Genomic DNA, 21,006 nt, shown 5'->3' on the forward strand with positions numbered 1-21,006 from the left:
CGGGGTCATGGACACGTCCGGCGGTACTCTTCCTCCTGCACGTGGTTCTCCCATTCCTCGCGGGTGAGGGCGCGGCCCGCGTTGGCGCACGCCGCGGCCACCAGGTCGGCGGGGGTGCGGACGTTCCAGAGCCGCGCGGCGCCGTCGCCGCCCACCGTGGCGACGGACGCCCCGTCAGGGCCGTAGGCGACGTCGGTCACGCCGCCGGTGTGGCCGGTCATCGGCGCTCCGAGCCTCCGGTGGATCCGCAGGTCCCAGAGCTGCACGCCGCCGCCCGCCGAGCCGGTGGCGAGGATCCGGCCGTCGGGGCTGAACGCGAGCGCGCCGGTCGCCCCGTCCTCGTTGATCAGGGCGATGCCCGCCGGGCGGCGGCGTCCGACGTCCCACAGCCGGACCGCGTCGTCGGCGGCCGTGTAGGCGAGCGTCCGGCCGTCGGGGCTGAACGCCAGGTCGTTGACCAGCCCGCCGGCGGCGGCGGGCGGCGAGCCGGGGATCTCGCGGCGGGTGGCCACGTCGAAGAGCCGCACCCGCTCGTCGAAGCCCGCGCTGGCCAGGGTCGCGCCGTCCGGGCTGATCGCCATCCCGGTGACGACGTCGGTGTGGCCGGGGACGCGCAGGCGCGGCCCGGTCTCCCCGCGGCGCGCGAGGTCCCAGAACGCGATGTCCTGGCCGACCTGGACGGCGGCGAACCTGCCGTCGGGGCTGAGCTCGGCCACGCCGTCGAGGGCCTGGTCGTGGGCGAGCTCGCGGCGGCCCGCGACGTCCCAGAGCCGCAGGCCGTCCACGCCGGAGGTCAGGAGCGTGCGGCCGTCGGGGGTGAACTCGATCGTGGCCACGGAACGGCGGGTGCCCGTCGGCCTCATCGGCGGGCCCGCGGGCCGCTGGGTGGCGGTGTCCCACAGCTGGATCGCGGGATCCTTCTCGCCGGCCGCCCCGGCGGCGAGCGTGCGGCCGTCGGGGCTCAGCGCGACGGCCGAGCGCGCGGGCACGTGGGTCCCGATCTGCTGGCGGATCCGCGGGTCCGCCAGGCGCACCACGCCGTCCTGGCCGGCCGCGGCGAGCAGCGTCCCGTCCGGGCTGAACGCCACGCATTCGAGGACGCCGACGTTGTCGGCGAGCGTGAGGAGCCGCCGGCGGGCCGCGGTGTCCCACAGGACGGTGCGGCCGCTGCCTCCCGCGGTGGCGATCCTGGTGCCGTCCGGGCTGAAGGCGATCGCGGTGAACCCGGCGAGGTGGTCCTTGAGCTCGCCCGTACGCTCGCGCGAGGCCAGGTCCCACAGGAGGGCGGTCCTTCCCTGGCTGACGGTGGCGAGGGTGGCGCCGTCCGGGCTGAGCGCGACGTCGAGGACGGTGTCGGCCTGCCGGGCGACGGGTTCGCCCCGCGGGCGGGAGGTGACGGGGTCCCAGAGCCGTACGGCCCTGCCTCTCGCGACCGCCATGACCGTGCCGTCCCGGCTGAAGGTCACCTCGCGGACGATGTTCGCCAGCTCCGGCCCGTGGTCGGGGCGGCCCATCGGAGGGCCGTGCGGGCGGTGCGTCGCGGCGTCCCACTGCCGGACGACGCCTCGGAAGTCGCCGGTCACGAGGGTCTTCCCGTCGGGACGGTACGCCAGCGCCGACACGACCGCTTCGTGCTCCAGCGGCCGGCCCAGCTCGCGGCGGGTGGCCACGTCGTAGAACCGGACGCGGCCCGCGCACGCGGTGGCCAGCGTGCGGCCGTCGGGGCTGAAGGCCAGGCGGACGTCCGAGCAGTCGTACTTCGGCCGGGTGATGGGCGCGCCGAGCTGCCGGCGCGACGCGGTGTCCCAGAGCCGCGCGGTGCCGTCGTCGCTCCCCGTCGCGATGGCGGAGCCGTCGGGGCTGAACGCCAGCGCCATGACGCCGCGCGCGTGCCCGGTGAGCGTCCCCCTGCCGGTGCGGGTCGCCGCGTACAGGACGCGGTTGCGCGCCTCGTCGGTCGGGGCGATGTCCCACGCGGCCACGGCCAGCAGTGAGGAGAGCGTGGCGTCTCCGGTGACCTCGCTCTGCGCGGCGAGCTGGCGAGAGATCGCCACCGCGCGCTGCCGTACGGCCTCGTCGGCCGCGGCGACGGCGGCGCCGGCCGCGCAGAGGGCGAGCACCGACAGCGCCGACAGACCGCCCATGACGAGACGGCGGCGGCGGGTCACGCGCCGCGCCTCCCGCACGGAGGCCGTGACGAAGCTCTCCGCGGTGGGTCCCGGCGGGGGGAAGCTGCCGGGGTCGCGGTCCCAGCGGGGCCGGCTGTCCTGCACGGCCAGCAGCCGGGGGCCCCGGTAGAGGAAGGCGGGGTCGCGGTGGTTCTCGGCCCACTGCCCGGCGGCGTCCAGGAGCCGGTCGTACACCTCCTGCGCGGCGAGGTCGGGTTCGAGCCACTGCCGCAGGGTGGGCCAGGCCGTGAGGAGCGCGTCGTGGGCGATCTCGACGGAGTCCTCGTGCAGGGTGAGCAGGCGGCGGCCGGCGAACGCGGACAGCAGCGCCGCGACCCGCTCCCCTGGGCGCGCGGACGCGGCGGCGTGCAGCTCGGCCAGCGTCGCCGCGCGCCGCGCCGGCCGGCCGCCGGGGGTGATCACCATCATCCGCCGGAAGATCCTGAGCGCGGCCTTGCGGTCCTCCGGTGGCAGCTCGCCGAGCGCCTCGTCGGCCGTACGCCGTACGGAGTCGCGGACCCGGCCGGACTCCTCGTAGCCGCGGACGGTCAGGGTGCGGCCCTCGCGTCGCTCCCAGGTGTTGCGCAGCGCCTGGGAGAGCAGGGGCAGGGCCGCGGCCCCGTAGCGATCGCCCGCTGACGGCCCGGCGCGCAGCTCGGCCAGGATGATCTCCACCAGGCCGGGTTCGAGCTCCAGGCCCGCCGCGGCGGCGGGGCCGGTGATGGCCAGCCGGAGGTCCGGCTCCGTCATCGGCTCGACGATCACCTGGCCGTCCTGGATGGCCTCGGCGAGGTGCGGGTAGGCGGCGCAGCGTTCCCAGTAGTCCGCGCGCACCCCGACGATCACCGCGGTGCCTCCGGGGCGGGCCGCCATGGCGTGCAGGGCGCCGACGAACGCCTGGCGCTCCCGCTCGTCGGTCACCAGGGTGAACAGCTCCTCGAACTGGTCGACCACCAGGACGAGCCGGCCGGGCGGCCGCGGGTCGTCACGCAGTGTCCGCTCGATCTCCTCCGGGTGCCCGCCGAACGCCCGCGCCCAGGCTTCGGCGAGCGCGCGGAACGGCCGCGCGGTCGGCGTGACGAGCAGGCGCGGCCAGTCGTGCGATCCGGCGAGCGCCGGCATCAGCCCCGCCCTCAGCAGCGACGACTTGCCCACGCCCGAGGCGCCGGAGACCAGCAGGACGGTGCCGTGGTCCGTCAGCCGCCTTCGCAGCCGGTCGAGGAGGTCGCGGGTCGCCCTCGTACGGCCGAAGAACAGCTCGGCCCTCCCGCTCTCGAAGGGCGCCAGACCCTGGTAGGGGCATAGATCGTGCGCATGGCCGTGATCCTCCCGCTCGCCCATGGCGCTCATTCTGGTCACTCGCCGCCGCTCCCATCAATCGCATTCGAACGGGGATCCGGGATGGCCCGGCCCGTCCGATTCCGTCCGATGTCGTCTCACCAGTGGCCTGAACAGCGTGGACGCGGTTTCGATGGTCCTCTCTGTCCGCACCGGCAGGGCTGACGAAATCGAACCGGGGGGTGTCGGAACCGTGGGGGATCCCTGTGCCGGGATGTCCTTGGGGGCGTTGCTGCGCGGGTGGCGGGAGCGCGCGCTGCTGACCCAGGAGCAACTCGCCGAACGGGCCTGTCTCAACGTCAGAACCGTGCGCCGCATGGAGAGCGGCGCCCTCCTGCGGCCGCGCGTCACGTCGATGCTGCTGCTGGCGGAGGCGCTGGAGCTGAACGGCGCGGACCGGGCGACGCTGAACGCCGCCGCCCACGGCCGGCCCGGCCCGGCGGTGGCGGGGCCGCCTCCGGTGACCGTGCCCCGGCAGCTGCCCGCCGACGTCGCCGCGCTGGCCGGCCGGGATCGGGAGCTGGCCGTCGTGGAGGGCCACCGCAGCGCGCACACGGTGCCGGTCGTCTGCGTCAACGGGATGGCGGGCATCGGCAAGACGGCGCTGGCCGTGCACGCCGCGCACCGGCTCGCGCCGCTGTACCCCGACGGCCAGCTCTTCGTGGACCTGCGCGGCCACGCCCCGAAGGCGCCCGTCGAGCCGGGCACGGCCCTCGCCCGCGTGCTCCGCACCCTCGGCGTCCCGGACGAGCACATCCCCTGGCACCCTGACGACCGCGCCGCGCTCTACCGCAGCGTGCTCGCCGGACGCAGGGTCCTGATCGTCCTGGACGACGCCGCCGACGAGCACCAGCTCCTCCCGCTGCTGCCCGCGGGGCCGGGATGCCTGGTGATCGTCACCAGCCGCCGCCGCCTGACCTGTCACGGCGACGCCCGCGGCCTGTCGCTGGACGTCCTGCCGGTCACCGCCGGGATCGCGCTGTTCACCCGGCTGGCCGGCCTGGACCGCCGCGCCCCGTCGGACGTCCTGGCGGAGGTCGTGCGGCGCTGCGGGCTGCTCCCCCTGGCCATCCGCATCGCCGCCGCCCGGCTCAGGGCGCGCCCCGCCTGGGGGGTGCGGCATCTGCTCGACCGGCTGGCCTGCGACCGGCTGGCCGAGCTGGCGGACGGCCCGCACAGCGTCGCCGCCGCCCTGGACCGGTCGTACGATCGGCTGCCGGACGAGCAGCGGCGGGTGTACCGGCTGCTGGGCTCGGGCGGCCGCGCGGGCTTCGGCGCCGACACGGCCGCCGCGCTGCTGGACACGAGCATGCCGCGGGCGCGGCGGCTGCTGGACCAGCTGATGGACGCCCACCTCCTCCAGGAGACGTCGCCCTGCTGGTACCGGATGCACGACCTGGTGCACGACCACGCCGCGGCGCTGTGAGCGGCCGTCGGCGCGCTCGACAGATGTTGTGCCCCGCGCCGGATGCACACGACGAATACCCGGTCCCCCCGCTCCCGCCCCCGGCCTAGCATCGTCGGCGAAAACGGGTCTTGTGCCCGATAACTGTCGCACTGGGAGCTTTTGTTGCCCGCTTCGATGCACTTCCCGCGGTCTGTCGCCTCGGTCTCCGGGGACAACCTCCACCAACTGCCCGAGTTCCGCGACACGCGGGTGCTCGGCCTGCTGCCCGACACCCTCGGGGCCGACGCGGACATCACCTTCGGCGAAGTCACGATCGCGCCCGGCCAGGTCGTGCCCACGCACAGCAACGGGCACGCCGAGGCGATCTTCATCGTCGAGGGGACGCTGCGGCTCTGGCGTCCGGGCGGCTCGGTGGAGCTGTCTGCTGCGGGCGCCGCCTATTTCCCGCCCGGGGAGGCGCACTCCATCGCCAACATCGGCAGTGAGCCCGCGCGGTTCCTGGTCGCCTACGCCACCGGCGGCCACGACAAGACCGTGACCTCGCGGCTGCTGCCCGACACGGCGCTGGAATCGGGCGTGAACCCGAACACCGCCCCGTCCACGGGCCTGTTCGACCGGTGGGCGGTCGCCGAGGACATGGTCTCGTGGGTCCCCGTCGAGCCGTCGAAGGGGATGCGGCTGCGCTGCCGCTACCTGCTCGAACCGGCGAACGGCACCAAGGAGTTCGTGATCGGCACGGCGGGCGTCGACCCGCACCTGCACTACACGATCCACCGGCACGCCCCGGCGGAGATCTACCACGTGCTCGAAGGCACCGCGACGATCTACGTGGGCGACGACGGCTACGAGGTGGCGCCGGGTGACACGGTGTACGTGCCGGCGTGGGCGCCGCACGGCATCGACACCGGCGACTCCGAGCTGCGCATGTACTGGTTCTACACGCTCGACGCGTGCGACGGCGCCTGGGCGTGGGAGCCGCTGGAGCCGGTCTACTCCACGCCGCCGCGCCGTCCGCTGGAGACGGGCCCGCGCCGGGGGTTCCACGTCTGATGGCCGGCATCCTCTTCGCCGGCGGCCGGGTCTTCGACGGCACGGGCGCGGCTCCCGAGCGGGCGGACGTGCTCGTCGAGGACGGCGTCATCGTCGCGGTCGGTACCGGCCTGGCCGCCCGCGACGACGTCCGGGTGGTCGACGCGACCGGGAAGATCGTCCTCCCCGGCCTGATCGACACGCACGTCCACCTGACGCTCTCCGACATCAACCTGGTGAACCGCGTCTCCGACCCGTTCTCGCTGCACTTCTTCAAGACGGTGGTCAACTGCCGCAAGACGCTCGAAACCGGCATCACGACCGTGCGGGACGCGGCGGGCGCCGACCTGGGACTGAAGCAGGCGCTGGCGCGCGGCCTGATCGAGGGCCCGCGCACCCTGATCGCGGTGAACATGATCAGCCAGACGGGCGGGCACAACGACGGCCACCTGAGCTGCGGCGTGAACCTGGCCCTCTTCCCCGAGCATCCGGGTGTGCCGTCGGGCATCGCCGACGGCCCTGACGAGATGCGCAAGACGGTGCGCACGATGCTGCGCGCCGGCGCGGACGTGATCAAGGTCGCCACCACGGGCGGCGTGCTGTCGCCCGCGGACGATCCGCGCCACGCCCACTTCCGCCCGGACGAGCTCGCCGTGCTGGTGGCCGAGGCGGACGCGGCGCACGTCCACGTGATGGCGCACGCCCAGGGCGTGGAAGGCATCAAGAACGCCGTAAAGGCCGGAGTCCGGTCCATCGAGCACGGCATCTTCCTCGACGACGAGGCCATCGAGCTGATGCTGGCGCGAGGCACCTGGCTGGTGCCCACCCTGATCGCGCCCATGTCGGTCATCGAGGCGGCCGAGCGCGGCGAACTGCACGAGCCCGCCGTGCTCGACAAGGCGCTGGAGGTAGCCTCCGTACACCGTGAGGCCGTCACCAGGGCCATCGGTGCGGGCGTCAACATCGCGCTCGGCACCGACACCGGAATCGGCCCGCACGGCGACAACCTGCGCGAGCTTCAGCTGCTCGCGGAGTGCGGCCTGCCCCCGTACGCGGTCTGGGCGGCGGCCACCTCGCGAGCCGCGGAGCTGCTCGGCCTCGCGGACCGGATCGGCCGCGTCGCGCCGGGACTGACGGCGGACCTGGTGCTGCTTGAGGGCGAACTGACCGATCTGTCGGACCTGCGGGGCCGGGTGGCCGAGACGTGGCAGTCCGGCCGACGCGTGTACGAGCGAGGAGAGGACGGCACACTCCGATGACCGCCGACGACATCACGGGGTCCGGCACGCACGACCAGGGAGCGTCGTCTCTGGCGTCGCTGCGGTCCTTCCAGGACTACCACTGGCTGATGCTGAAGGTGTTCCACGAGGCCGTGGAGAGCAGGCACGGGACGCGGGGCCTGGCGGCGATCGCCCGGGGAGTGCGTCAGGAGGGCGTCTACCGCGGCACGGCCATGCGCGACCAGCCCGCCTCGTTCGTCACCGGCCGCGACCCGGTCGCGCTGCTCGAACACTGGGACAGCGGCGAATGGGAGCTGGCCGCCGCCGAGGGCGAGCTCTCGGTCGCCACCGACGGGCCGGCCGTCGTGCTGACCCTGCCGGAGGCCCCCGGCCGCGCGTACCTGACCGAGCTGATCGGCGAGACCGCGGCGCTGTCCGCCCTGGGGCTCTACTGGCCCGAGCTGACGGCGGGCATCACGGCGGGCTACGGCGCCGGGGTGGTCCTGGAAGCCGACGACGCCGCCGCGCGGCCCTGGCGCCTGCGCGTCACGGGCGCCGGCCCGGTGCGGCGCGCGCCGCGCCTCGGCGCCCTGGCGGCGGACCCGGTCCGGCTGATCGAGGTGAACCGGCGCACCACCGGCCTGCTCGCCGCCATGCAGATGTACGTGTCGCGCGAGCTGGTGAGGGCCTACGACGCCTCCGGTGAGGAGACGATCCGGCAGGCGGCGTACCGTTTCGGCGCCGACAGGGGCGGCGTCATCCGGGACCGCATGCTCGCCCTCGGCAAGCCGCTGACCATGGCCAACTTCGGGAGCACCGACGGCCTGCAGGAGCGCGACCCGAGCGAGGCGGTCTTCGTCTTCAAGGAGCGCCAGCACATCAGCGACGGTGCCTACTACCTCGACTGCACCTACTGCCCCCTGGCGGAGGTCTGGTCGTCGGAGGGCGAGGAGGGGCTGCGGCTCGGCTACCTGTTCGACTCCTCCAACCACCGGGGGCTGTTCCAGGGGTACAACCCGGAGACCGAGGTGCGCTGGACGTCGGTCAAGTCGCGCGGTGACCAGGTCTGCAGGTTCCGCTTCACCGTTCCCGCCCTGCTCACCGAGGACGATCCCACACCGGAGGAGTTCGACCGGATGGACCATATATCGCTTTAACGGCTTTTTGTCCAAATCACGGGGTTATGCCCCTTACGATGACGGCATGATTGCCGAGTTGCAGCGCATCGCCGACCGGTTGGGGGCAGCCCTCGACCGGCCGGTGGCGATCGACGACATGCAACTCCGGCAGTACGTCTACACCTACCACCCCAGCGGCAACGACCCGGCCCGCGAACAGGCCATCCTGCGCCGTCACGCCGGCCCCGACATCCTGCGCTGGACCGCCGTGCACCGGGCCCAGGAACGCAGGGGCGCCTTCCTGCTGCCCGCCAACCCCGCCATCGGGATGACCTGCCCGCGCTGGGGCGCGGTCGCGCGGGCCGGCGGCAAGGCCGTGGCGTACATCTGGGTGCAGGTCGACGATCCCGAGCTGTCGGAGCAGCGGCGACGGCGGATCGAGGCCGCCGCCGAGAGCGTCGCCGAGGTGTTCCAGCGCCAGCGGCACATCGACGAGCTGCGCAGCCTCAGCGAGCGGGAGAGCCTGATCCGGTTGCTGTCCGACGACGCCGAGGCCCGGGTCCGCGCGGTCGAGCGCATCGCCGACGCGGACATCTTCCGGCACGAGTGGCCGGCCGCCGTGGCGGTGTTCCTGCCCGTCTCCGGCACCGGGGCGGGGCTGGGCGAGGCGGAGCGGTCGAGCCTGTCGGCGGCTCTCGAATCGGTGCGGATGGCCCTTCCCTCACGGCAGACCCTGAGCCTGGTACGCCAGAATCACGGTCTGCTGGTGATGGCCAGGCCGGACGACGGGGCGGTGCCGAGGCACACGCTGGACCAGAGGTTCGCCGAGACGGCCCGGGAGAAGATCGAGCTGGCCCTGCCGGCAGACGGTTCGTTCATCGTCTGGGCGGGCGTGGGCTGCGCCTACCCACAGCTCACGGAGCTGGTCTCCTCCTACCGGGAGGCGCTGCGCGGCGCCCAGGTGGCCGCCTCGCTGGGCAGCATGGCCAGGACCGTGCACCACACCGGTCTCGGGGTGTACTCGCGCATCGCGCAGCTCGTGAACGACCAGCCGGAGGAGGTCGTCCTCCATCCCGGGATCCGCCTGCTGATCGACCGGGAGAGCACGGGAGCCCCGCTGGCCGAGACGCTGGAGGTCTTCCTCGACAACGCGGGCGACGTGGCGCGCTCCGCCCAGCGGCTGCACCTGCACCGCGCCTCGCTCTACGGACGGCTGCGCCGCATCGAGGAGATCACCGGCCTGGACCTGGGGAACGGCAACGACCGCCTGGTCGCCCATCTGGAGCTGAAGCTGGCGCGGCTCATGCGGTTGCGCACGCCGTACGGCACGGACACGACCGGCACCGGCATCTCCGCGTTAGGCGACGCGTAGCCGAGCGGCCGGGTGAGCCCCGGCCCCGACACGGCCGGTCTCGTTGACAAATGTCGTTCCCCACGCTCCGACGTGCAACATCTGTCGGCAGTCAGCGGAATGTCACTCTGCGAGGATTCCGGCAATCCCACCCGTGCTTGGAGGTTCGATGACTGCTCCCAACCGGATCCCGCCCCGGCGGGTGCTCCGCGCTCCACTGACGTGTTCCAGGTAGGGGGCGGACGATGAACAGGACGATGAGGCTGCTCGGCCTCGCGCTGAGCGTGACGCTCGCGCTGACCGCGTGCGGGAGCGGCTCCGGCGACGCGGCCGACGGCGGCGAGACCACGACCAAGCCCGCCGGGACCTGGGCCAGCGCCGATCCCGCGCTGGCCGAGGAGCTCAAGGCGGCCGGGTTCACCGGCGAGATCAAGGGCGCGACCGACCTCACGATCGGCATGCCGTGGGCGGTGGAGGAGAACGGCAAGCCGACCGGGCTCGACATCGACCTGGCCGAGGCCCTGGGCGACGTGCTGGGCACCAGGATCGACCTGCAGAACACCAGCTTCGACAGCCTGATCCCGGGGTTGGCGGCGGGCCGCTACGACGTGACGATCTCCGCGATGCTGGACAACAAGAAGCGTCAGGAGCAGGTGGACTTCGTCGACTTCATCATCGACTCCTCCGGCTTCGTCGTCCCGGCCGACAGCGACATCGACGACCTGACGCTGGAGACCAGCTGCGGCCGGACCATCGGCGTGGTGCGGGGCAGCGCCGAGGAGATGTACCTGTCCGAGCAGAGCACCAAGTGCGAGCAGGAAGGCAAGCCCGCCGTCAAGCTGCAGGTGTTCCAGCAGCTCCAGCAGGGCATGCTGGCCGTCACCAGTGGCCGCATCGAGGCGCTGTGCGGCGACAGCCTGCAGAACTCCTACCTCCAGGCCCAGCCCGACTCCAAGATCAAGCCGGTCGGCGAGCCGATCAACGAGGCGCCGGTGGGCATGGCACTGCCGAAGGGCAGCAAGCTCGTGCCGGTCCTGCAGAAGGCCCTGCAGAAGCTCGTCGACGACGGCGCCTACGTCAAGATCCTGGAGAAGTACGGCGTCGCGGACGGCGCGCTGACCAAGATCACTGTGAACGATGCCCGCAGCTGACCGTACCGCCATCCTGGACGGCGGCGAGGGCGGAGACCCGCGGGGACACGGCGACGACGTGCGCGCCGTGCCCCTGCGGCATCCCGGCCGCTGGGTCGCCGCGGCCGTCGTGCTCGTGGTGGCGGTGGCGGTCGTCTCCTCCCTCGTCACCAACGAGCGGTTCCAGTGGGACGTCGTCGGGCAGTACTTCTTCTCCTCGGCGATCCTGTCCGGCCTGTGGACCACGCTCTGGCTGACCGCGGTGTCCATGTCGATCGCGGTGGTCCTCGGCATCGTCATCGCGCTGATGCGGCTGTCGCCCAACCCGGTGCTGAAGGCCGGCGCGAACTTCTACACGTGGTTCTTCCGCGGCACCCCGCTGCTCGTCCAGCTGATCTTCCTGTTCAACATCTCGGCGCTCTACCCCGTGCTGACCGTCGGCCTGCCGTTCGGCCCCCAGTTCTTCGAGATCCCGGCCAACGACATCCTCACCCCGGCGCTGGTGGCCATCATCGGGCTGTCGCTCAACGAGGCCGCGTACATGGCCGAGATCGTCCGCGGCGGCATCAACTCCGTCGACCACGGCCAGACCGAGGCCGCGCAGGCGCTCGGACTGCGCCGGTCGGTCATCATGCGGCGCGTCGTGCTGCCCCAGGCCATCCGCGTCATCCTGCCGCCCACCGGCAACGAGACGATCTCGATGCTGAAGTACACCTCGCTGATCAGCGTGATCGCGATGCCGGAGCTGCTCTACTCGGCGCAGGTCATCTACTCGCGGACGTACGAGACGATCCCGCTGCTGATGGTGGCCAGCCTCTGGTACCTCATCGTGACCAGCGTGCTCACGCTCGGCCAGACCTACCTGGAGCGCAGGACGTCGCGTGACCGGCGGACCCCCGAGACCTTCCTCGGCGGCGTGCTGCGCCGCCTCCGGCCGCACGACACGCGGGTAGCCGCGGGGAGGGCACACCCATGACGACACCCGCGGTCCGCATCCGCGGCGTCCGCAAGTCCTTCGGCAGGCTGGAGGTGCTGCGCGGCATCAACCTGGACGTGTACCCCGGCGAGGTCGTCTGCCTGATCGGGCCGTCCGGCTCGGGCAAGTCCACGCTGCTGCGCTGCGTCAACCACCTGGAGAAGGTGGACGGCGGCCGGATCGAGGTGGAGGGCGAGCTCGTCGGCTACCGCCGCAAGGGCGACAAGGTCTACGAGCTGAAGGACCGCGAGATCTGCCGCAAGCGTGAGCAGATCGGCATGGTCTTCCAGCAGTTCAACCTCTTCCCCCACATGACCGTCCTCGGCAACGTCGTCGAGGCGCCGGTACGGCTCGGCAAGGCCCGTCAGCGGGAGGCCGAGCAGGCCGGTCGCGAGCTGCTGGCCAAGGTCGGCCTCGCGGAGAAGGAGTCGGCGTACCCGAGGCAGCTCTCCGGAGGCCAGCAGCAGCGGGTGGCGATCGCCCGCGCGCTGGCCATGCGCCCGCGGCTGATGCTCTTCGACGAGCCGACGTCGGCGCTGGACCCGGAGCTGGTGGGCGACGTGCTGTCGGTGATGGGCGGGCTGGCCCGCGACGGCATGACCATGATCGTGGTCACCCACGAGATGGGGTTCGCCCGCGAGGTCGCCGACCGGGTGGTGTTCATGGACCAGGGGCGGCTCGTCGAACAGGGCCACCCTTCCGAGATCTTGGAACGCCCGAGCCACGAACGGACCCAGGCCTTCCTGCGCCGGGTCCTCTAGCTCGGATCGAGTGAGGAGACAGTGATGACCGCACGCGAGGCGTGGCTGCGCGCGCACGAGGTGACGCACCTCAAGGAGCCCGGCATCGTGCTCAACGGCAAGTTCGAGGACCGTTTCGAGCCCAGGGTGTGGAACTGGCTGCGCCCCTGGGACTTCGACTCGTCCTTCGACGTCGGCCTCGTGGGCGTGGGCCTGTCGACGACGTCGATCCTGCCGACGAGCTGTTTCGCCGCGCCTGACGCGCTGCGCCTGTCCACGCCGTCCTTCACCACCTACAGTCCCGACTTCGACGTGGATCTGGCCAGCATGACAGCCCGCGATCTGGGCGACATCGCCGTGCCGGTGCTGGACCAGTACGAAGGGCTGCAGCGGATCGAGGACACCATGTCCGCCCTCTGGCGGGCCAGCGGTGACTCGTTCCTGGTGCTGATCGGCGGGGACCACGCCATCACGGCGCCGGCCGCCCGCGCCTTCGCCCGCACGCACCCCGGGCAGAAGCTCGGCCTCATCCACTTCGACGCGCACAACGACGTACGGGTCATGGACCACGGCCCGACCAACGGCACGCCGATCCGCCAGCTCCTCGAATCCGGTCTCCCCTTCTCCGGGAAGAACCTGGTGCAGGTCGGCATCCACGGCTTCATGAACGCCAGCTACTACAAGCGGTGGGTGGAGGGGCACGGCGGCACCATCATCACCGGCCGCCAGGTCCGCCGGGCGGGCATCGACGCCGTGATCGAGCAGATGGTGCAGGTCGCCGGCGACGGCACCGACGCGATCTACGTCACCGTGGACGTCGACGTGCTGGAGCTCGGCTACGCGACCGGCACCGGCGCGGCCACCCCGGAGGGCCTGCACCCGGTCGACCTGTACGAGGCGCTGTACGCGCTGGGCCAGCACCCGAAGGTGGCCGCGATCGACTTCGTGGAGCACGATCCGGCGCGGGACGTGTCCACGATGACGGGCCGGACCATGACCGGCGGGCTGCTCAGCTTCCTCGCCGGCCTCTTCCTGCGCCGCAACGACGGCTGGCGCGGTTACGACCCGACCCCCATCACCGACGACTGACCGTATACGCCTCCGGCTCGGCCGGCCGCGTGGGGCCGCTGGGCCGGAGGGTCGCCTTGGAACCGGCAGATCGGTATAAGTGAGACGTCCTGCTCCTCGACGCAAACCAGGAGAAGCATGTCCCCGCGCCCCCGTCTGCTTTCGGCCGCACTCGCCCTCGCGTTAGTCACCACCGGCGCACTCGCCCAGCCGGCTTCGGCCGCCGCCGCGACCGCGAGCGCCGCTTCCGCCGCCACCGTCGCCGATCCCCTGCTGGACAAGCTCGCCGCGATCCCCGGCCTGACCGTCGTCTCCGAGTCCCGGCCGAGCGGTTTCCGCTTCTTCGTCCTCACCCTCACCCAGCCGGTGGACCACCGCCGTCCGGGCAAGGGCACGTACCAGCAGCGTCTCACCCTGCTGCACCGGTCCGACGACGCGCCCGTGGTGCTCTACACCGGCGGCTACGGCCTGGCCGTCAACCCGTCGGCCTCGCAGACCGAGCCGACCCGGCTGCTGGGCGCCAACCAGGTCTCGGTCGAGCACCGGTTCTTCCGCAGCTCCCGGCCGGACCCCGCCGACTGGGGCAAGCTCGACATCTGGCAGCAGGCGAGCGACGAGCACCGCATCGTCCAGGCGCTCAAGACCGTCTACGGCGGCAAGTGGATCCAGACCGGCGCCAGCAAGGGCGGCATGACCTCGGTCTACCACCGCCGCTTCTACCCGGACGACGTGGACGGCGTGGTCGCCTACGTGGCGCCGAACGACCGGGTCAACCCCGCCGACCGCGCCTATGACGAGTTCTTCGAGAACGTGGGCGACGCCGCCTGCCGCACCTCGCTGGAGAACGTGCAGAAGGAGGCGCTCAAGCGGCGCGCCAGGCTGGTGCCGAGGTTCGAGGCCGAGGCCGCGCGGAACGGCTACACCTTCACCCAGTCGCTCGGCAGCGCCGACCGGTCGTTCGAGATGACCGTGCTCGACGCGGTGTGGGCCTTCTGGCAGTACTCGAACGAGAGCGACTGCGCGGACGTGCCGCCCGGCACGGCGACCGACGACGAGATCTACGACTGGATCGACACCGTCGCCGGCTTCTCCTTCTACACCGACCAGGGCATCGGCTACTACGTCCCCTACTACTACCAGGCCGCCACCCAGCTCGGCTGGCCCACGCTCAAGTTCGGGCACCTGCGCGGCCTGACCCGTTACCCCGGGCTCTACCAGCCCAACTCGGTCATTCCCGCCGAGCTGCGGTCCCGCCACGACCCGCGCCCGATGCTGGACGTCGACCACTGGGTGCGCAAGCAGTCCAGCCGGATGATGTTCGTCTACGGGGAGAACGACCCGTGGAGCGCGGAGCGGTTCACGCCCAGCCGCCATGACTCGTACCTGTATGTCGCCCCCGGCGCCAACCACGGCGCGAACATCGCCCGCCTGCCCGACGCCGAGCGGCAGGCGGCCACGGACACGCTGCTCCGCTGGGCCGGGGTGACCGGCGCCCAGGCTGCCCAGCGCGGTGTGTCGTCCATCCCCGACGACGACATGCTCCCCGACCGCCGCACCTTCTGACCCGCCGCCGGGGCGAGGCCTGGCCGCGCCCCGGCCCGGGTTCAGGACCGGAGGACGGCGCCGAGGTCGCGGCGGCGGACGGCGGCGCCGTGCGCGTACGCGCCGAGCAGGGTGCAGACGGCCAGCCCGGCGGCCAGCGCCACGGGCGTGAGGAGTCCCGGCGCGTAGTCGCCGACGGGCAGGCCGCCGGCGTACGAGGACAGGTCCACGCCCGGCCCGAGCGCGACCGGCAGCCCCAGGCCGAGAGCGAGGCCCGCGGGCGCCGTGACGAGGACCAGGGGCAGCAGCTCCAGCACGGTCAGCCGCCGGGCCTGCCTCTCGGTCAGCCCGAGCGTGCGCAGCAGCGACATCGCCCTGGCCCGGTCGGGCGCCCCGGCGACCAGGGACAGGACGATCGCGGCCAGCGCGTACGCCCCCAGCGCCACCGTCACCACGAGCAGCGTCGAGCGGACCGTGCCGGTGAGGGGATCGGCCCGGATGGCGGCCAGCGCCTGTTCCTGGGTCTCCACGGTGGCCGAAGGGACGAGCCGCGCCAGCTCGGCGGGCGAGACGTCGCCCCTGATCAGCAGGGTGTTCGCGGCGGGCCACGGCAGCACCTCCCGCGGCACCAGCAGGAACGGCCCGCCGGGACGGAACCCCGGAAGGGAGTCGATCACGCCCTGGGTGGTCAGCTTCGCCGGGGACAGCCACATGATCTCGAAGGTGCCCCGCTCACCCAGGCCGGGTGAAAGCAGCGCGGACGTGCTCCCCTCCAGCGTGGGCAGGGTGATGGGCGCGTCGCCGATGACCCGCCGCCACTCCGGCAGGTCCACCGCGATGGCCACGGGCCGTTCCCCGGTGGGCCGGATCTGCGCCCGGCCCGTCAGCGCGAGCGCCACCTGCTCGACGCCGGGAGCCCGGCGTACCCGCTCGATAGCGGCGGGCGGGATGTCCTCGTCCGACGTCAGCTTGATCGGCGCGCCCACCCGCTGCCAGGACGCGACCCGCTGCGTGGTGGCGATCCCGTCCGAGATCACCGCCGCGAACACCGACACGCTCAGCGCGGGCAGCAGGACCAGCACCGGCAGCACGCCGGCGGACCGCGCCCTGGCCGCCAGGGTCAGCCCCAGGAACGGCACGGCCGCCCGTCCCCGCGCGGCCAGCCGGACGAGCAGCCGCAGCGGGTACGGGTAACAGCGCATGGTGATCAGCGCGGCGGCGAGCGTCAGCGCGACCGGGATCAGCAGCAGGAACGGATCGCGCTCCGCGGAGCCGGACAGCCCGCGGGCCCGCAGCAGGTAGGCCCCCGCCAGCGCGAGCACGACGACCAGGGCCTCCAGCGTCAGCCGCCGCGCGGACGGCCGGACGGCGGCCACGTCGTCGCGGCGCTCGGGCAGCGGCGTGCGGTGGGCCACCACCAGCCGCGCCCCGGCGAAGGCCACGGCGGTGACGACCACGACCGCCGGTCCGAGGTGGGCGACCGGCGGCGCGGGCCCCGGCACGAGGAAGGACAGCCCGTACCCGGCCAGGGCCGCCGGGCCCACCGCGAACGCGGCCATCGCGGACCCCGCCCCCGCCACCTGCCACAGCGACCCGCCGCGCGCCCGCACCAGGGCCAGCGCGGGCGCCATCCGGTCGGTCAGCAGCCGCACGCCCAGCGCGATCACGCCGAGCGCGACCGCGAGCAGCCCGCCGAGCACCAGGTACATGACGGTCCGCGCGGCGGACAGCCCGGCCTGGAACTCGTCGAGCACCTGGGGCAGCCCGGTGATCAGGCGGTAGCTGGTGGTGCCCGACCTCTCGACCGCCAGCCGCTGCCGGAACCCGGCGACCGCCGCGCCGGCCTCCGGCACGTCCAGCGCGCTCGCGGCCCGCCCGTCGACGGGGAGGACCCAGCGGTAGACGAGGTTGCGTGTCCTGCTGTTGAGCGCGGTGAGCCCTTCGTCGGAGATCAGCGCCGTGGTGTGGAACTCCTCCGGGCCTTCCAGCGGCACGACGTGGGTGACGTGCAGGATGTCGGGGTCGTGGTTCCAGGAGCGGTCGCCGGGGTCCTTCGCCCTGAAGACGCCGACGATCCGCACCGCGGCGTGGGCGTTTTCGCCGATCACTCTGGTCTGGCCGATCCGCAGGCCCATGACGCGGGCGGCCTCGTCCACGACGCCCACCTCGATCAGCGGGATGGTCACGCCCCCGTGGCCGGTCGTGGACGGCTCGCCGGGCTCGCGGCCCTGGATCCAGTCCACCCGCCGTCCGGCGTCGGACAGCCAGCCGAGGTTGACGAAGGTGCCGCGGGTCCCGGTGACGGGCGTGCGGACGGTCTTGGCGCTCACGTGGCCGTCCGGCCTGATCAGGGGGCGCAGCGCCGCCGGGAGGAGTCCGCGCCAGTGGCGGTCGCCGGCCTCGAACCGCGCGCGCTCGTGCAGGTCTCCGTCGAGGGTGACCGGCTGCCCGCTGACCGTCAGGTCGGTCTGGACGGCGTCGGCGGTGGCCAGCGACCGGCGCAGCGCCTCGTCGAACGACGCCTGCGTCAGCCTGGGCAGCCCGGCGACGAGCAGGCAGGCGACCGCCGTCAGCACGGCGAGCAGCGCCGTCGTGCCGGGGTGCGTCCGTACGCCGAGCACGGCGAGCCGCCCCGTCGCGCCGCCGTGCGTCCGGAAGCCGAGCACGGCGAGCCGCCCCTTCACGCGGGCCCTCATCGCTCCTCCAGCGTCTGCCCGCGCCGCAGATGCCGCGCCAGCCCGGCCACGATCAACAGCAGCACCCCCGCCACCAGCGCCAGCATCGCGGCCGTGGCCGCCCACGGGACCTGGAACAGCACGCCGGGCGTGACCGCCGACGCCTGCCCGGTCAGCACGATGTGCGGCACCACCAGGTTCCCGACGACCACGGCGAGCGCGGTGCCGGACACCAGCGACAGCCCGACGACGAACGCCTGCTCCGTCACCAGCATCCCGAAGATCTGCCGGGAGCCGGCGCCGAGCGCCCGCAGGACGGCGAACTCGGCCCTCCGCTCCCGGGCCGCGACCACGGCGTTCACCAGGAACCCGAGCAGCGCGAACCCCAGCGCGGCGCCGAACCCGAGGGCCAGTGCCCCGCGCAGCCCGCTGGCCAGCGGGTCGTCCCGCAGCTTCGCGGCCAGCTCCCCCCGGTCGACGACGGTCACGTCCCACTGGGGGTTCTCGCGCAGGATCGCGCGGGCCGGTGCTGTGTCGGAGGCGGCGAGCCACCATTCGGTCACGGGCCTGGGCGGCTGCGCCGCGGCCAGCTCCCGCGCCTGCAGCGTCTCCCAGTCGGCGAGCACGGCCTGCTGACCGGGGGCGCTCGTCGGCATGCTCTCCACGACGCCGGCCACCTCCACCCGCAGGACCCGGCCGGCGAAGGTGGCCGGCCCGGTCTGGCCGACGCCCAGGCCGAGCGAGGCGGCCAGGCCGGGGGTGAGCACCACGGGCAGCGGTCCCGGCTCCCGCGACGGGCCGAAGGCGACGGCGCCGGAGGGCACCGGCACGTCCCGTCCGTCCGCGCTCAGCCCGGTCAGCCGCAGAGCGGTCCGCCCGTCCGTGACGAGGCCGCGCATCGACAGCGGGTACGTGATCGCGCCGGAACGTCCGGCCAGCGGGGTCAGATCGAGCTCGACCCGGTTCCCGCCCGGCCGCAGCCCGCCGAGCGGCAGGTCGTGCCACGCGCCCAGCGCGTCGGACAGCACCAGCCGCGCCGGCACGGCGGCGCCCGCCTCGACCCGCACGGTGAGGGCGCGCGGCCGGCCGGGCAGGTCCAGCTTGCCGGCGCGGTCCCCGGGGAGTGCCCGGGACAGCTGCGCGACCGTACGCGCCGACAGGTCGGGACGCAGGCCGAACAGCTCACCGAGCCGGGCGGCGTCGAGCCCGAGCAGCAGCGCGCTCTCGCCGCCCACCTCGGCCTGCCCGCGGAAGGCCGGGGAGGCCGCGGTGACGCCGGGCAGCGTGGTGAAGGCGGTGCCCCGGCCGAGCGGTCCCAGCTCGGGCCCGGCGGCCGGTCCGGACAGGCGCAGGCCCGCCCCCGCCCGGTGGACCGCCTGGTCGAGCTGTGAGGTCTGCCAGGTGGAGGTGGTGGCCATGGACAGGATGCCGATGGCGATCGCCATCGTGAGCAGCAGCGCGGGTCCCGCGTACCTGAGCGGCCGCCTGCCGACCTGCCAGGCCCCCAGCGCGGGGGCGAGCGTGGGCCTGCGCGACATCAGCCGCCCGGCCAGCCGCGACACGCGCGGCACCAGCCGCAGCCCCAGCATGCCGCCCGCGAGCAGGGCCAGCGCCGGACCGGAGACGATCAGCGGGTCGACGCCGAGGCCGCCCGCCGCCGTCCCGGTGACCGGCGCGCCATAGTGCTGGAGCTGCCAGATCGCCAGCCCGGCCACGGCCAGCAGCGCCAGGTCCGCGCCCGCCCTCTCGATCAGCCCGCGCACGCCGCGGCCGCGCGCCGTCTGCTCCTCCACGTACGTGCGCCGCGCGCCGGCGAGGGCAGGCAGGGCCAGCAGCACGGCCGCGGCCAGGGCCACGCAGAACGCGACGAGGAACGCGCCCGGATCGGCCGCCGGCGTCAGGCGCACCCCCGAGGCCTCGATCCACGGCAGCCGGTGGACCAGCGCGAGCAGCGGCGGCCCGAGCCACGGCGCGGCGATCGCGCACGGGACCGCCACCAACAGCGCCTCGCCTCCCGCCAGCGCGGCCAGGCGCGCCGTGCCCGCGCCGCGCGAGCGCAGCAGCGCCGTCTCCATGCGGCGGTGGTCGGCGAGCAGCCGCCCGGTGAGCATCGTCGTGTACGCGGCCAGCACCAGCAGTTGCAGCACCGGGACCAGCATGGTGGAGCGGGTCACCAGGGACGCGGTGGCGAGCTGGGTGAGGATGCCGGGCAGCCGGCCGGCGGTCAGGCAGTTCACGCAGCCCGCCGCCGTCAGCCGCTCGCGCACCTGGCCGAGCGCCTCCGCCAGCGGGCGCAGGCGGTCGAGCGTGAGCGTGCCGAGGTCCGGCTCCGCGGTCCAGACGGCCCTGACGTTGGTGGCGAAGCGCGCGGTGAACGTCTCCCGCGCCACCATCAGCGGCCCGTAGGTGGTGTAGTCCCCGTGCTCCACACCCCTGCGCAGCAGTTCCTCGCCCGCCCAGCGCTCGTCGGCGGGGTCGTGGAGCTGGAAGACGCCGACGACGCGGACCGTGACGGGGCGGTGGTCGAGCCGCCCCTCCGTGACGAACTCCCGGCCGGCGCCGAACCCGGGGGCCGAGGCCGCGGGCAGCGGGATCGCCGCCTCGACGACCGGCCCGCCGGTGCGCGGCCACCTGCCGGAGACCAGCCTGGCGTGCCGGTCGAGCCCGTCGTGGCTGCCGAACCTGAGCAGCTCGGGCGCCTTCTCGCCGTCCTGTCCCGGCATGACGTACGAGTCGGAGCGGAGGCTGACGGTGAGGGCCGGGGGTGTGCCGTGGACTCCGGTGAGCACGTCGCGCACGGCCCGGTCGTACCTGGGGAGGGTCTCGGCGGTGACCAGCGAGCTGATCGTGGTGGTGGTCTCGCGGTACGAGGCCGTCTCCATCGCCCGGCGGACACCGGCGTCCCCGATGGAGGAGACGTACATCGTCAGCGCCACCAGCGTGGTGGTCGCCAGCAGGATCGACCCGAAGGCGGCCAGGAGGAGCAGCGGCTCGCTGAACGCCCTTCTGACGACCAGCGGCCCCCGCATCCTTCCCCCTTCACCCCGTTCAGTGAACCTTCGGGGCATGGTGGTGGCGAAGCAAGGGTGAACTCTCCAACGGTGACGCACCTGATACGCCGGTGTGATACCGAAACCGTGACACGACTCCGCATGACCATCGGGTTCGCCGGAAAAGGTTGGCCCAGGCGCCTTCCGTGAAATATGTTCATGCTGCTGAACAACCCCCTTTTACCTGGAGGTC

General features: G+C 73.4%; 13 protein-coding genes. 10 read left to right on the plus strand and 3 right to left on the minus strand.

Annotated features, from left to right (window positions below; all coding sequences use genetic code 11):
- Window positions 1-5: 5 nt before the first annotated feature.
- Complete coding sequence (locus tag ACIBF7_RS20935; protein ID WP_397198260.1) at window positions 6-3,518, minus strand: hypothetical protein; 3,513 nt, start codon at window positions 3,516-3,518, stop codon at window positions 6-8.
- Between the two features lie 181 nt (window positions 3,519-3,699).
- Here ACIBF7_RS20935 and ACIBF7_RS20940 point away from each other — a divergent pair, with 181 nt between their 5' ends.
- The 10 genes from ACIBF7_RS20940 to ACIBF7_RS20985 all read left to right on the plus strand — a co-directional run bounded on the left by ACIBF7_RS20940 (window position 3,700) and on the right by ACIBF7_RS20985 (window position 15,109).
- Window positions 3,700-4,932 (plus strand): NB-ARC domain-containing protein, encoded by a 1,233-nt coding sequence (locus ACIBF7_RS20940; RefSeq protein WP_397197879.1) that lies wholly within the window; start codon window positions 3,700-3,702, stop codon window positions 4,930-4,932.
- A 144-nt stretch (window positions 4,933-5,076) separates the two neighbouring features.
- On the plus strand, window positions 5,077-5,964 hold the full coding sequence (locus ACIBF7_RS20945; protein ID WP_397197880.1) for a cupin domain-containing protein: 888 nt from the start codon (window positions 5,077-5,079) through the stop codon (window positions 5,962-5,964).
- Complete coding sequence (locus ACIBF7_RS20950; protein ID WP_397197881.1) at window positions 5,964-7,202, plus strand: amidohydrolase family protein; 1,239 nt, start codon at window positions 5,964-5,966, stop codon at window positions 7,200-7,202. The genes ACIBF7_RS20945 and ACIBF7_RS20950 overlap by 1 nt, the downstream gene beginning before the upstream one ends.
- Window positions 7,199-8,320: an L-2-amino-thiazoline-4-carboxylic acid hydrolase gene (locus ACIBF7_RS20955; RefSeq protein WP_364234931.1), complete on the plus strand. Its 1,122-nt coding sequence runs from the start codon at window positions 7,199-7,201 to the stop codon at window positions 8,318-8,320. Before ACIBF7_RS20950 ends, ACIBF7_RS20955 begins: the two co-directional genes overlap by 4 nt.
- Before the next feature lie 46 nt (window positions 8,321-8,366).
- On the plus strand, window positions 8,367-9,653 hold the full coding sequence (locus ACIBF7_RS20960) for a PucR family transcriptional regulator (protein ID WP_397197882.1): 1,287 nt from the start codon (window positions 8,367-8,369) through the stop codon (window positions 9,651-9,653).
- Window positions 9,654-9,877: 224 nt separating this feature from the next.
- Window positions 9,878-10,783, plus strand: a complete 906-nt coding sequence (locus ACIBF7_RS20965) for a transporter substrate-binding domain-containing protein (RefSeq protein ID WP_397197883.1) — start codon at window positions 9,878-9,880, stop codon at window positions 10,781-10,783.
- Complete coding sequence (locus tag ACIBF7_RS20970) at window positions 10,770-11,738, plus strand: amino acid ABC transporter permease (RefSeq protein WP_219546250.1); 969 nt, start codon at window positions 10,770-10,772, stop codon at window positions 11,736-11,738. Before ACIBF7_RS20965 ends, ACIBF7_RS20970 begins: the two co-directional genes overlap by 14 nt.
- Window positions 11,735-12,499, plus strand: a complete 765-nt coding sequence (locus tag ACIBF7_RS20975; protein WP_219546251.1) for an amino acid ABC transporter ATP-binding protein — start codon at window positions 11,735-11,737, stop codon at window positions 12,497-12,499. Before ACIBF7_RS20970 ends, ACIBF7_RS20975 begins: the two co-directional genes overlap by 4 nt.
- Window positions 12,500-12,523: 24 nt before the next feature.
- On the plus strand, window positions 12,524-13,567 hold the full coding sequence (locus tag ACIBF7_RS20980; RefSeq protein ID WP_397197884.1) for an agmatinase family protein: 1,044 nt from the start codon (window positions 12,524-12,526) through the stop codon (window positions 13,565-13,567).
- Between the two features lie 117 nt (window positions 13,568-13,684).
- Window positions 13,685-15,109, plus strand: a complete 1,425-nt coding sequence (locus ACIBF7_RS20985) for a S28 family serine protease (RefSeq protein ID WP_271277315.1) — start codon at window positions 13,685-13,687, stop codon at window positions 15,107-15,109.
- 41 nt (window positions 15,110-15,150) lie between these two features.
- Here the strand turns inward: ACIBF7_RS20985 and ACIBF7_RS20990 are convergent, their stop codons facing one another.
- A complete protein-coding gene (locus ACIBF7_RS20990; RefSeq protein ID WP_345482840.1) occupies window positions 15,151-17,784 on the minus strand; it encodes an FtsX-like permease family protein in 2,634 nt (877 codons plus the stop codon).
- A complete protein-coding gene (locus ACIBF7_RS20995) occupies window positions 17,781-20,792 on the minus strand; it encodes an ABC transporter permease (RefSeq protein ID WP_397197886.1) in 3,012 nt (1,003 codons plus the stop codon). Before ACIBF7_RS20995 ends, ACIBF7_RS20990 begins: the two co-directional genes overlap by 4 nt.
- Between the last annotated feature and the right edge of the window lie 214 nt (window positions 20,793-21,006).

This window comes from Nonomuraea sp. NPDC050478 (assembly GCF_044458265.1).
GTDB lineage: Bacteria > Actinomycetota > Actinomycetes > Streptosporangiales > Streptosporangiaceae > Nonomuraea > Nonomuraea ferruginea.

What these genes read in the sequence shown, in the direction of transcription:
- ACIBF7_RS20935 (WP_397198260.1), bottom strand. Translation starts at nt 3,518, where the DNA reads ATGAGCGCCATGGGCGAGCGGGAGGATCACGGCCATGCGCACGATCTA.
- ACIBF7_RS20950 (WP_397197881.1), top strand. Translation starts at nt 5,964, where the DNA reads ATGGCCGGCATCCTCTTCGCCGGCGGCCGGGTCTTCGACGGCACGGGC.
- ACIBF7_RS20955 (WP_364234931.1), top strand. Translation starts at nt 7,199, where the DNA reads ATGACCGCCGACGACATCACGGGGTCCGGCACGCACGACCAGGGAGCG.
- ACIBF7_RS20960 (WP_397197882.1), top strand. Translation starts at nt 8,367, where the DNA reads ATGATTGCCGAGTTGCAGCGCATCGCCGACCGGTTGGGGGCAGCCCTC.
- ACIBF7_RS20965 (WP_397197883.1), top strand. Translation starts at nt 9,878, where the DNA reads ATGAACAGGACGATGAGGCTGCTCGGCCTCGCGCTGAGCGTGACGCTC.
- ACIBF7_RS20970 (WP_219546250.1), top strand. Translation starts at nt 10,770, where the DNA reads ATGCCCGCAGCTGACCGTACCGCCATCCTGGACGGCGGCGAGGGCGGA.
- ACIBF7_RS20975 (WP_219546251.1), top strand. Translation starts at nt 11,735, where the DNA reads ATGACGACACCCGCGGTCCGCATCCGCGGCGTCCGCAAGTCCTTCGGC.
- ACIBF7_RS20980 (WP_397197884.1), top strand. Translation starts at nt 12,524, where the DNA reads ATGACCGCACGCGAGGCGTGGCTGCGCGCGCACGAGGTGACGCACCTC.
- ACIBF7_RS20985 (WP_271277315.1), top strand. Translation starts at nt 13,685, where the DNA reads ATGTCCCCGCGCCCCCGTCTGCTTTCGGCCGCACTCGCCCTCGCGTTA.
- ACIBF7_RS20990 (WP_345482840.1), bottom strand. Translation starts at nt 17,784, where the DNA reads ATGAGGGCCCGCGTGAAGGGGCGGCTCGCCGTGCTCGGCTTCCGGACG.
- ACIBF7_RS20995 (WP_397197886.1), bottom strand. Translation starts at nt 20,792, where the DNA reads ATGCGGGGGCCGCTGGTCGTCAGAAGGGCGTTCAGCGAGCCGCTGCTC.